Below are 12,581 nucleotides of genomic sequence, written 5' to 3'. Positions count from 1 at the left end.
ATTCAGACTCGCTTTCGCTGCGGCTCCGCCTATTCAGCTTAACCTTGCAACATATCGTAACTCGCCGGTTCATTCTACAAAAGGCACGCTGTCACCCGTAAATGGGCTCCAACTAGTTGTAGGCACACGGTTTCAGGATCTCTTTCACTCCCCTTCCGGGGTGCTTTTCACCTTTCCCTCACGGTACTGGTTCACTATCGGTCACTAGGGAGTATTTAGCCTTGGGAGATGGTCCTCCCGGATTCCGACGGGGTTTCACGTGTCCCGCCGTACTCAGGATACGTCTCGGAGAGACGGGCATTTCGGCTACAGGGCTGTTACCTTATACTGCAGATCTTTCCAGATCGCTTCACCTATGCTCGTCTTTTGTAACTCCGTATGAGACGTCCTACAACCCCAAGAGGCAAGCCTCTTGGTTTGGGCTGTTTCCGTTTCGCTCGCCGCTACTTGGGAAATCGCATTTGCTTTCTCTTCCTCTGGGTACTTAGATGTTTCAGTTCCCCAGGTCTGCCTCCTCATACCCTATGTATTCAGGTATGGGTACCATCCCATTACGGATGGTGGGTTTCCCCATTCGGATATCCTCGGATCAAAGCTTACTTACAGCTCCCCGAGGCGTTTCGCCGTTCGTCGCGTCCTTCTTAGGCTCCTAGTGCCAAGGCATCCACCGTGCGCCCTTTCTAACTTAACCATTTTGGCTGCAGATCTTCTTCGCATTTCTTCGTCAGCTTCGTGGATCTCAGTCATGTCACGTACGGGTGTACGTTCCATTCTTTCGACCACTCGCTTCCTCGAACTGCTCGAAGCTCTTTGCCAAAAACGATCTTTTTAAAAAGTCGTTTAAGACATTTTTGAGAAAATGTCATGAATTCTTGACATGCTCGTTTGACCTTCTCTTAATAATAAGATTCCGGTAAACTTACATTATTTCTATTTGCATTATCTAGTTTTCAAAGAACCAAAAGCCACTGATCTATTTGATATCAAATCAGTTTCTTCTATCTTAAATTGAGAGCGAATTCTCTCAAAACTGAACCAAAGCACAAGCGTCAAACAACCGAAGTTGTTCGTCGACTAGAGTATTACTCCATAGAAAGGAGGTGATCCAGCCGCACCTTCCGATACGGCTACCTTGTTACGACTTCACCCCAATCATCTGTCCCACCTTAGGCGGCTAGCTCCCATAAGGGTTACTCCACCGACTTCGGGTGTTACAAACTCTCGTGGTGTGACGGGCGGTGTGTACAAGGCCCGGGAACGTATTCACCGCGGCATGCTGATCCGCGATTACTAGCAATTCCGGCTTCATGTAGGCGAGTTGCAGCCTACAATCCGAACTGAGAATGGCTTTATGAGATTGGCTCGACCTCGCGGTTTTGCTGCTCTTTGTACCATCCATTGTAGCACGTGTGTAGCCCAGGTCATAAGGGGCATGATGATTTGACGTCATCCCCACCTTCCTCCGGTTTGTCACCGGCAGTCACCTTAGAGTGCCCAACTAAATGCTGGCAACTAAGATCAAGGGTTGCGCTCGTTGCGGGACTTAACCCAACATCTCACGACACGAGCTGACGACAACCATGCACCACCTGTCACTTATGTCCCCGAAGGGAAATCCCTATCTCTAGGGAGGGCATAAGGATGTCAAGACCTGGTAAGGTTCTTCGCGTTGCTTCGAATTAAACCACATGCTCCACTGCTTGTGCGGGCCCCCGTCAATTCCTTTGAGTTTCAACCTTGCGGTCGTACTCCCCAGGCGGAGTGCTTAATGTGTTAACTTCGGCACTAAGGGCATCGAAACCCCTAACACCTAGCACTCATCGTTTACGGCGTGGACTACCAGGGTATCTAATCCTGTTTGCTCCCCACGCTTTCGCGCCTCAGCGTCAGTTACAGACCAGAGAGTCGCCTTCGCCACTGGTGTTCCTCCACATATCTACGCATTTCACCGCTACACGTGGAATTCCACTCTCCTCTTCTGTACTCAAGTCTCCCAGTTTCCAATGACCCTCCACGGTTGAGCCGTGGGCTTTCACATCAGACTTAAAAGACCGCCTGCGCGCGCTTTACGCCCAATAATTCCGGACAACGCTTGCCACCTACGTATTACCGCGGCTGCTGGCACGTAGTTAGCCGTGGCTTTCTGGTTAGGTACCGTCAAGGTACCGCCCTATTCGAACGATACTTGTTCTTCCCTAACAACAGAGCTTTACGAACCGAAATCCTTCATCACTCACGCGGCGTTGCTCCGTCAGACTTTCGTCCATTGCGGAAGATTCCCTACTGCTGCCTCCCGTAGGAGTCTGGGCCGTGTCTCAGTCCCAGTGTGGCCGATCACCCTCTCAGGTCGGCTACGCATCGTCGCCTTGGTAAGCCATTACCTTACCAACTAGCTAATGCACCGCGGGCCCATCCTGTAGTGATAGCCGGAGCCATCTTTTAGTCTAAGACCATGAGGTCTCAGATGTTATCCGGTATTAGCACCGATTTCTCGATGTTATCCCAGTCTACAGGGCAGGTTGCCCACGTGTTACTCACCCGTCCGCCGCTAACTGAATTAAGAGCAAGCTCTTAATCAGTCCGCTCGACTTGCATGTATTAGGCACGCCGCCAGCGTTCGTCCTGAGCCAGGATCAAACTCTCCATAAAAGTGTTTGATTTGTGCTCAAATCGTATCGCTAACGATACTTCATTGTGATTTTACGAAATCACTTAAAATTGACGAGATATCATGTATCTCTTTCGCTTGGCTTTTGTTCAGTTTTCAAAGAACTCGTTTGTCGCTCTTATCAGCGGCGACATTTATCATCTTAACACAATCACTTATTCTCCGCAACACTTTTTTTGAAATGTTTTTTGAATGAGTTATTTGTTTAAGAGTGTCATAATCAAAGCGACAAGTGATACTATACCACCAAAAACAATTCCACGCAATAATTAACCGAAAATGTTTTTTGTGACTAGATCTAATAATTTACCATAGATCAGATTAATAATCAATACTTTCGTTTAATCAGCTTTTTTGTTTTATAAATAGAAAGCCAACTACTTAGCTTAATTAGCGATCATAGTTGGCTCGTCATAAAAAAGATTCAAGAGACTATTCGATTAGTTTCCTTCAGCTTCCCACTTTGCTATTTCCTCACGAACTATCGGTGCCACTTCCTTCCCTAACAGTTCAATTGCTTTCATAACCTCGTCATGAGGCATAGAGCCTACAGGAACATGGAGCATAAAGCGAGTAATGCCGACATTTTTACGTAGATGAATGATTTTCTCAGCAACATATGCTGGATCACCTACATATAACGCACCTTCTAAAGTACGGGCTGCATCAAAGGTGGACCGTTCATATAATCCCCAACCACGCTCTTTTCCGAGTTTATTCATTACTTGCTGCGTAGAAGGAAAGAATTTATTTGCAGCGACTTCTGAATCTTCAGCAATGAAACCATGGGAATGAGAAGCTACCGAAAGCTTTGAAACATCATGACCAGCTTTATTAGCTGCTTTCTTATATAATTCAACAAGCGGCGCAAATTGTACCGGTCTTCCACCAATAATTGCCAGAACTAAAGGTAACCCAAGCAACCCTGCGCGTATAACAGATTCTGTATTACCTCCACTTCCAATCCAAATAGGAAAAGGATCTTGAACAGGACGTGGATAAACACCTAAATTATTAATCGAAGGACGATGCCCCCTCTCCAATTAACCTTCTCTGAATCTCTTATTTTTAATAACAGTTCTAGCTTCTCATCAAATAATTCGTTATAGTCTTTTAAATCATAGCCAAACAGAGGGAATGATTCAATAAATGAACCACGCCCTGCCATGATTTCTGCTCGTCCATTTGATAGTGCATCAACTGTTGCAAAATCTTGAAATACACGGACTGGATCAGCAGAAGAAAGCACCGTTACAGCGCTTGTCAAACGAATTCTTTTCGTTAGCGTTGCCGCTCCAGCAAGTACAACAGCAGGGGAAGATGCAGCAAAATCTTCACGGTGATGTTCTCCGACACCAAAGACATCTAACCCAACCTGATCTGCTAAAACAATTTCCTCTACTACTTCACGTAAACGCTCAGCATGACTGACGACTTGCCCAGTTTTAACATCGGGTGTAGTCTCAACAAAAGTACTCACTCCTAATTCCATCATAACCCTCCTGAAATATGTATTCTTTTTTCGTTTTTAGCAAAAGAAATTAGTCCTCTTATTAGCACCCATCAACCACTTCTTTTAAGATTTCATACGAACGCTTTTGTTTATTCGGATCATAAATGTATGATACTGCCATTAATTCATCTACGGCGTATTTATCTTGGAAGCTTGTCAATTGCTTACGAACTGAATCCTTATCGCCAAGTAAAGTGACACTAGACATCGATGTAGCTATTTCCTTTTCTGACGGAGTCCAAATTCCATCCATACTTTCAACAGGAGGCATTAACGGCATTCTTGTATTTCGTACAACATTTAAAAAGAATTGCTGCATCGTTGTCCTTTCTCTTTCGGCCTCTTCGTTGCTTTCTGCTGCAATAACATTCAAACATACCATCATATAAGGAGAGTCTAAGTATTCAGATGGTTCAAAACGATTCCGATAAATCGATATCGCTTCTTCCATATATCTTGGTGCAAAATGAGAAGCAAATACATAAGGCAACCCTAATTTAGCTGCTAGATACGCTGAGTCTGTTGAGGATCCTAATATATAAATCGGAATATTCGTATCAACTCCTGGATATGCTTTCACATAATCTTGGACATCTTCCGGTCCAAAATAAGTTAATAGAGCATTTACATCATCCGGAAAAGTAAAGACAGAATCATTTTTTGAACGTCGTAACGCATTTGCTGTCATCATATCTGTCCCCGGTGCTCTCCCCAACCCTAAGTCGAGACGATCAGGATATATAGTAGCCATCGTACCGAATTGTTCCGCAACCACTAAAGGAGAGTGATTTGGGAGCATAATGCCTCCAGAACCAACACGAATGCTCTTTGTATGTTCTAATGTATGTTTAATTAAAATCGCCGTTGCAGAACTAACAAGTGTAGGCGTGTTGTGATGTTCTGCAATCCAATATCGTTTATAACCCATTTCCTCCGTTGCTTGAGCTAAATCAACCATTGAATCAATTGCCTCTTTAGCTTGTTGGCCCTTTCGGATTGGTGCCAAATTAAGGACAGAAACAGGTATTTGTATAGTAGACATATAATCATTGTCCTTTCTAATAAAATTACAATTACACACACTTACATTAATATAGTAACAATTTATTCTTCAAAACAAAACTTTAATGCTTATAACTCCCTTCCCCTCTGCTAGCAATTTATAAGCAAGTTAACCCTTTCTTCTCTACACAAAAAAACATGAAAGAAATACTCTCATGTTTTTTCTATTTATAAACGAATAAAATCATTTAATGTTAATTGTGCGACAACTTCAAACCCGTTCCCTTGACCTCGAGGTCTTATCACAACGGTCCCCATGTCTGGTATTGGTCCAAATCCAACTCCTTGCGGGAAGCTATGAGCTATAATTACTTTATTTGTACCAGAAGTAGGAGGCAACTCTAAAACAGCTTGTAATTCTCTTACTATTCTATCTCGCTCTGTTACACTTAATGGAAAGCTTAGTCTGTAGATATCAAACAAAAATGAGTCAACTTGACTCATTTGTTCACCAAACACCAAAGCAGCCGTTTCTCTATTTCTACAAAAAGGACTTGTATGAACAGGATACATGACAGGGATCTGATTTCTTCTTAAAACGTCACCGTACATCAAGGCCTGCCTTCTCCCATAATTTGATAAGTTTCTCTGTGTCAAACAATCATTAAAATTTAAATACGGTTGATCTTCTCCTACCGTAGCTTCTGCGTGCCTAACGTAAAAAATCAACCCTCCTCCCTGAAGCAAACTTAACAACGAAGGATCTGTTAAAGAATTTTGCCTTTGGTGTAATATATTTACACTTGTATTATTTAACAACTCCTATCACTCCTTTGTACTACTGTATGTCAAGCGCCTAATAACAGTACCATCGAACACGGAAGAATGATTCGCTATTCATTGGGCATTCTATCCACGAGCATCGATTCGGTGTTCACCATTCTTAATCCATTCAGAAGGAGTGTTTGATATGGCCAGAAATAAATTATTAGTTCCAGGTGTAGAAAATGCTCTAAATCAAATGAAAGAAGAAATTGCGAATGAATTAGGAGTTGAACTAGGACCGGATACAACTGCTCGTGCGAATGGTTCTGTTGGTGGTGAAATGACTAAGCGTCTCATTGCGATGGCAGAAGAACAACTACGGAATCAATAGCGAAAGAAAAGGGCGTCTTAAAAGGTCTAGTTTTGACCATTTTAAGACGCCCTTTTCAACTACCTTCACTGAAACCTCAATTAACGCGATACAACTTGGTATTCCTTTATGATGCGAGGAATCTCCTCGGCTCTTACCGGTTTACTAAAATAGTATCCTTGTCCTAACTGGCAATGTTGATGTTGCAAGTAAGACAGCTGTGCTTGATTTTCAATCCCTTCCGCGATAACTGTGAAATTCAAATTTTTCCCGAGATTTATGATTGTATTAACGATGACTTCTGAGTCGATATCCAGGTCGTTAATAAATGATTTATCGATCTTCAACGAACTTATAGGGAGGTTTTTCAAATAACTTAATGAAGAATATCCTGTTCCAAAATCATCAATAGAGATCTTAACACCCATTGATTTAAGCTCATTCAACGTTTTTAAAGATTCTTTAATACTTAAGATTGTCCCTTCCGTAACTTCCAGCTCCAAGAAGCAGGCTTCTAAACCTGTCTCAATCAATGTTTCTTTAATCTTTTCAAGGAAGTGTTCACAGCTAAATTGAACAGGAGATACATTTACAGAAATTCTTTCTAGTTCAAGCCCATTATCTAGCCATATCTTCATTTGCCTGCAGGCAGCATGTAACACCCATTTCCCAACTTCGTTAATATACCCAAGTTGTTCTAGGATCGGGATGAATTCATCTGGAGAAACACTCCCTAAGGTTGGAGTAGACCAACGTAATAACGCTTCCATACCAACGATCTTAGAGTCTTTCAAGTTAACTAACGGTTGGTAAACAACAGAAAATTGATTTTGTTCCAATGCTTTTGTTATTTCTTGCTCAATGTGATAAAAGCGCTCTAACTCATTTGTTTGATTATCCGTATTAAAACAGTAAGTATTGCCACCTTTTTGCTTAGCATGGTACATAGCAATATCAGCTTTCTTCATTAATGTTTCAATAAATCGATTAAAGTTTACTGAATCTCCACTTAAAATATCCATACTAATTCCAATACTTGTTGAAATCACTAATTTTTCCTTATTAATCGTAAACGGCAAGTGCAGTTGCTTTTTAATTTTATTGACGACAGTCACAACGTCTTTCTGGTTTTCAATATCTTTTAGAACGATAACAAATTCATCGCCACCTAGACGCGCTATAAAGTCTGATTTACGAAGACAATTCTTTAACCGTTGGCTCGCTTCTCGCAACAATAAATCTCCAACGTCATGTCCTAACGTATCATTAATTGATTTGAAACGATCTAAATCTAAAAAAAGGACAGCCAGTTTATGATTGTTCTTGTCGTTTAGTTCTTCTTTAATCCAATGACTTAAATAATTACGGTTCGGCAAAGAAGTTAGTGTGTCACGATAAGCCATCCATTTAATTTCTTCTTCCATATTCTTCCTTATTGTAATATCATGACGAATTGAAATATATTGATACGGCTTTCCTTGATCATTCAAGAATGGAACGATAGTCGTATCTACCCAATAGTAAGAACCATCTTTTGCTTTATTTCTAAATTCCCCTCGCCATACCTTTCCGTTTCCTATCGTCTTCCACAAGTCTTTCATAAACTCTTTACTATGAAAACCAGAATTGACAATTCGATGGTCATTTCCTACTAATTCATCATAATGATATTGAGAAATTTCACAAAACTTATTATTAACGAATTGGATAATCCCTTTCTGATCGGTTATCGCTACAATTGAGGATTCATTTAAAGCAGTTTCAATATCTTTCAGCTTTTTTAATGTTTGTTCAAATTCTATTTTAGTAGTCATATTCCCATCCTCTTTTCCTAATGCAACTACCTTTAGTATAAGGAGAAATAATCAGAGGGGGTGTGATTTATATCACTTTTTAATTGGAACAAACCTTTCCACAGGAAAGAAGGGGGCTCAAAAGGTCAACGAGCAACTTTTAAGCCTCCCCTTCTTTTACAACATCGCAGTATACATTTTTCGTAGTTTATGAAAATAAATGTTTCCAAGCTTCGTTAGTTTATTTTTTATTGTTTGCGGTGAACGATTGACTTTATCAGATAGCATATTGAACTCATAAGCTTCTTGACACAATAAGCGTTGACTTTCAATTTCCTCTTGACCTTCTTCTCTCTTAGCATAGAAATAACGACCATGACCATCTTGGATTCGTGCTTTACAGTTGTCATTCAACATTAAAACGAGACTATCGTAAATACGTTGTTTAATATGTTCTTTCAAAATTGGAAATAAAATCTCAATTCTATTTTCCATATTTCTTGTCATCCAGTCAGCTGACGATAAAAAGACTTTCTTCTTACCTTTATGATGAAAATAGAAAATCCTCGTATGTTCTAAAAATGTTCCAACTATACTCCGGACTTTAATTGTTTCACTTACACCTTCAATTCCTGGACGTAAACAACAAATCCCCCTAACAATTAACTCGATCTCAACCCCTGCTATTGACGCCTCATAGAGTTTTTTTATTATAATTTTGTCGGTCAGAGAATTCATCTTCGCTATAATCTGCCCATTGCCCGATTCCTTGTGATACGCAATTTCTTGATCAATTAACTCAATAAAATGATCTCTTATTCCAAAGGGTGAGACTTGTAAATAATGATAATTTGGTTTATTCATGTAACCACTTAAATAATTGAAAAAGTTGGTCGCATCAATCCCAATTTTTTGATTTGTTGTTAACAAACCCATATCTGTATATACTCTAGCTGTAGCATCATTATAATTACCTGTACCTAGATGAACGTATCTTTTTATCTCCCCTTCTTCACGACGAACAATGAGTGTGATCTTACTATGTGTTTTTAAATGGGTCATTCCATAAATGACATGACATCCAGCTCTCTCTAGTTCTTTTGCCCACTGCACATTATTTTTTTCATCAAAGCGCGCCTTTAATTCAACTAGAACCGTGACTTGCTTTCCATTTTCTGCTGCGCGCTTAAGACTTTTTATAATTGGTGAATCACCGCTGACCCGGTAAAGCGTTTGCTTTATCGCTAGAACTCCTTCGTCATCTGCTGCTTTCGAAATAAATTCCACAATAGGTTCAAAAGATTCATATGGATGATGAAGAAACACATCTTTTTTTTGTATTTTATCAAAGATGCTTCCTCCCCCTTCTAAATCTCTCGGTGGTTGTGGAATAAAAGATTCAGTCGCTAAATATTCATGCGTTTTTTGAATTGCTTTGCAATAAGGAAAAAGAAATGTTAAATCTAAAGGAGCTTGCACAAAGTAGACATCATTGCTATGAATTTCTAGCTCTGCTGTTAAGTACTCAATGATCTGAGGGTTACATTCCTTTTGGACCTCTAACCTTACAGCCGCTCCCCATTTTCTCTTTTTCAGTTCTTCTTCTATTTCGTGTAATAAATCTTCTGCTTCATCTTCATGAATGGTCAAGTCAGCATTTCGAGTAATTCGAAAGGACGTTACTGAGTTAACATGATAACCAACAAGTAGTTTATCAATAAACTTTGCAATTACTTCTTCTAATAGAACGAACCTTCTACCTCTCCCCACTCCCCTTAGTTCAACAAATCGGTTTATTACAGCTGGCACCTGAACAATAACTAGATTTCCACTTAACTTAGACTTTTCTTCAACAATCACTGCTAGATTAAGAGATTTGTTTAACAGCATAGGAAAAGGACGATAGGCATCAATGGCCATTGGTGTTAACACTGGGAATACTTGTTCATCAAAAAAATCTTCAAGAAAACCTAATTCTTGATCCGACACATCATCAATCGCAAGTATATTTATACCTTCTTTCACTAAAAGAGGGGAAAGCTCTTGTAAGTACACTTCATCCTGTTTCTTTACCAACTCATGTGTCACCTTTGAAATGGCATTCAGCTGCTCTTTTGGTGTTAGCCCAGCTTTGTTCTCAGGTTTATTAAATCCTGCCCTCACTTGATCAAGTAACCCAGCGACCCGAACCATAAAGAACTCATCTAAATTCGAACTGAAAATCGCCAAAAACTTCAAACGTTCTAGCAATGCATTACGTTCATCAACAGCTTCTTGTAAAACTCTATTATTAAAGTCAAGCCAACTCAACTCACGATTATTATAAAGAGAAGGATTGTCTAAGTTAACGGTTAACGTTGTATGTTTGGTTGTTTGCATGATTCTACATCCCCTTTGCACAATTCGACACGATTACCTATTAAATTATCAAAATACTATGAAATCTAGGTGAATAAATTGTAAATTTTTCGTAAAATCGTCCTTTGGTACTTAACAAAACATTAAGGAACTATCTAACCTTATGCGACATTTACTAAAATTGTTAAAACAAAGCAGGAGGCTATCATGAAAATACTAGTGATTTGGCGATTGTTAACGGTAGGCGGGGTGAATGCTGGTTGGAGAAATCGAGCGATCCACTTCAAAAAATATGGAATTGAGACAGAGTTTTTATACTCAAAAGATCTTGGTGGATTGCACATTATGAGTGACATTGCAAACGTTTATCTCACAAAAAATAAACAGGAAATTAATGAAATTATTCAATCAAATTATTACGATGCCATTATTATTGTCGATACAAAAGATGCTTACCAATGGATTATACAAGCAAACTATACTGGCCCTATTATTATTGAAGCTCGTACACCTGAGATTCTTAAACTGAAGCCTCATATTGAAAGAATTCATGATGTAAAACCAAAAGTGATTGTTGTCCCTTCCGAACATCAAAAAAGACTCGTATCGATCTTGATAGACAAGATCCCAATTAAAGTGATTAACAATGGAATTGATACGTCTTTCTTTCAGCCTCTTTCGTCCTACTCAACTGAACAAGAACCTTTTTTACCTGAAAATAAAAAAGTTATTGGTTGGATTGGACGTGTTGATAAAAGAAAAAATTGGAGGCTATTCTTAAAAATTGCACAACGAATTTTGAAAGAGCGAGATGATCTTGAATTTTGGTTAATTGGAGGAGCCAAAAGTGTACAAAAAGAGAAATTCACCGCTCAATGGCAGGCACTGGACTTAACCAAAAATATTAAATGGTTTCCCGTCATCCCTTATCAACAAATGCCAGAAGTTTACTCTAAAATTAGAATCTCTGGGGATGTACGCTTGCAACAACAAAAGGAGAGTCATTTGGAAACACCTTTATCGAAGCAATGGCGTGCGGCGTTCCAGTAGTTGCGCCACATCATTCAGCTATACCCGAAATAGTAGATCGGAAAACGGGCTATTTGTATGAAGAAGAGAATAGTAAAGATGCGATCAAGGGGATTTCAAGCATTTTAGACGATACTACCAGCTACTTAACCAAGTCATACTCTGCGCGAGAGAAAGTAACGGAACAGTTTTCTATTTCGATCTGTGGTGATTACTATGCGGAGTTAATTCAAACAATTGTAAAGGAGGCAAACGAATGATCATTGCTAAGCATTATAAGGCTCGACTCGACAGCAAGAAAAAGAATGTTCACGTCATTACATTCGATGATGGAAAAGACTATGCGGTTAAATTTTCTTTACCAAACCATTCAAAAGCGTTAGTAAATGAATGGCTTGGCTATTGCCTTGCAAGGTACCTTCAATTACCGGTACTACCATCACAAATCATTGAAATCTCCAAAGACTTCTATCAGACGATTCCCGAATTGCAACCGATCCCTTATTCAAAGCATCATTTTGCCTCTCTTTACAAAGCTCATTATGTGAATGCCTCCTCTGTTCTTGCGATTGATAGCATTTGTAACAAGGAGCAACTCCCAGGGATTATTACATTTGATTATTGGATCTCTAATCTAGACAGAACTCGAAAAAATATCTTATTAAAAGAAAAGCAGAAGAAGCAGAAATACGAACTTTATATTATTAATCATGCCGAGGCATTTGGTTCTACTTCTTGGAACGCTTTAGATCTCCATAGTCTCTCAACTAATTTAATAGAAAGTTGCACTCATCAAATGTTGGCACGATTTATTGATAATAAACAGTTGTTTAAAGAACAAATCACAACCATTCAATCGATCCCGTCTCTACTAATAGAAGAAATCCTTTCACTCATGCCAGACGAATGGCAGCTTGCGAAAGAAGAAAGAAAGGAACTTTGTAAAGCATTACGGTTCCGAAGCCATAACATTCTTCCGAAACTAATTGAAACGTTTATTAATCATTTTATAGATCCGAAGACTAGGTAACGGATAGAAGGGCGTCTCAAAAGGTCAGTAACCACCTTTCTTAGACGCCCTCA

General features: G+C 39.6%; 8 protein-coding genes, 2 rRNA genes and 1 pseudogene (1 of these 11 running past the window's edge). 4 read left to right on the top strand and 7 right to left on the bottom strand.

Annotation, left to right across the window (positions count from 1 at the left end):
• The 5 genes and pseudogenes from BkAM31D_RS06895 to BkAM31D_RS06875 form a co-directional block, all read right to left on the bottom strand.
• A 23S ribosomal RNA gene (locus BkAM31D_RS06895) occupies positions 1 to 691 on the bottom strand (it extends 2,262 nt beyond the left edge of the window).
• 402 nt (positions 692 to 1,093) lie between these two features.
• Positions 1,094 to 2,649, bottom strand: a 16S ribosomal RNA gene (locus BkAM31D_RS06890).
• Together the 16S and 23S rRNA genes form the textbook arrangement of a ribosomal RNA operon.
• Before the next feature lie 459 nt (positions 2,650 to 3,108).
• Positions 3,109 to 4,160, bottom strand: a pseudogene (locus BkAM31D_RS06885) (LLM class flavin-dependent oxidoreductase).
• Between the two features lie 61 nt (positions 4,161 to 4,221).
• Positions 4,222 to 5,223: an LLM class flavin-dependent oxidoreductase gene (locus BkAM31D_RS06880; RefSeq protein ID WP_066160873.1), complete on the bottom strand. Its 1,002-nt coding sequence runs from the start codon at positions 5,221 to 5,223 to the stop codon at positions 4,222 to 4,224.
• Positions 5,224 to 5,411: 188 nt separating this feature from the next.
• Positions 5,412 to 6,002 carry a histidine phosphatase family protein gene (locus BkAM31D_RS06875; RefSeq protein WP_235820577.1) on the bottom strand — a complete coding sequence of 197 codons (591 nt, stop codon included), beginning with the start codon at positions 6,000 to 6,002 and terminating at the stop codon, positions 5,412 to 5,414.
• A 151-nt stretch (positions 6,003 to 6,153) separates the two neighbouring features.
• On the opposite strand from BkAM31D_RS06875, the gene BkAM31D_RS06870 reads away from it, so the two are divergent.
• Positions 6,154 to 6,339 (top strand): alpha/beta-type small acid-soluble spore protein, encoded by a 186-nt coding sequence (locus tag BkAM31D_RS06870; protein WP_066160871.1) that lies wholly within the window; start codon positions 6,154 to 6,156, stop codon positions 6,337 to 6,339.
• An 80-nt stretch (positions 6,340 to 6,419) separates the two neighbouring features.
• On the opposite strand, the gene BkAM31D_RS06865 is transcribed toward BkAM31D_RS06870, so the two are convergent.
• Positions 6,420 to 8,132: a sensor domain-containing protein gene (locus BkAM31D_RS06865; RefSeq protein WP_066160868.1), complete on the bottom strand. Its 1,713-nt coding sequence runs from the start codon at positions 8,130 to 8,132 to the stop codon at positions 6,420 to 6,422.
• Positions 8,133 to 8,288: 156 nt separating this feature from the next.
• Positions 8,289 to 10,490 carry an RNA degradosome polyphosphate kinase gene (locus BkAM31D_RS06860; RefSeq protein ID WP_066160866.1) on the bottom strand — a complete coding sequence of 734 codons (2,202 nt, stop codon included), beginning with the start codon at positions 10,488 to 10,490 and terminating at the stop codon, positions 8,289 to 8,291.
• A 186-nt stretch (positions 10,491 to 10,676) separates the two neighbouring features.
• Between BkAM31D_RS06860 and BkAM31D_RS06855 the strand changes: the two genes are divergently transcribed.
• From BkAM31D_RS06855 to BkAM31D_RS06850, 3 genes are read left to right on the top strand one after another with little or no spacing between them, the layout of a single operon-like run.
• Positions 10,677 to 11,519 (top strand): glycosyltransferase, encoded by an 843-nt coding sequence (locus tag BkAM31D_RS06855; protein ID WP_257391638.1) that lies wholly within the window; start codon positions 10,677 to 10,679, stop codon positions 11,517 to 11,519.
• Entirely contained in the window at positions 11,498 to 11,758 is a 261-nt protein-coding gene (locus BkAM31D_RS24185) for a glycosyltransferase (RefSeq protein ID WP_257391637.1), read from the top strand. The genes BkAM31D_RS06855 and BkAM31D_RS24185 overlap by 22 nt, the downstream gene beginning before the upstream one ends.
• Positions 11,755 to 12,528, top strand: coding sequence for a HipA family kinase (locus BkAM31D_RS06850; RefSeq protein ID WP_066160859.1), 774 nt, complete (start codon positions 11,755 to 11,757; stop codon positions 12,526 to 12,528). Before BkAM31D_RS24185 ends, BkAM31D_RS06850 begins: the two co-directional genes overlap by 4 nt.
• Positions 12,529 to 12,581 lie beyond the last annotated feature (53 nt).

Origin of the sequence: Halalkalibacter krulwichiae, from assembly GCF_002109385.1 — a bacterium.
Taxonomy (GTDB): domain Bacteria; phylum Bacillota; class Bacilli; order Bacillales; family Bacillaceae_D; genus Halalkalibacter; species Halalkalibacter krulwichiae.
This window is presented reverse-complemented; position numbering and strand designations above follow the sequence as displayed.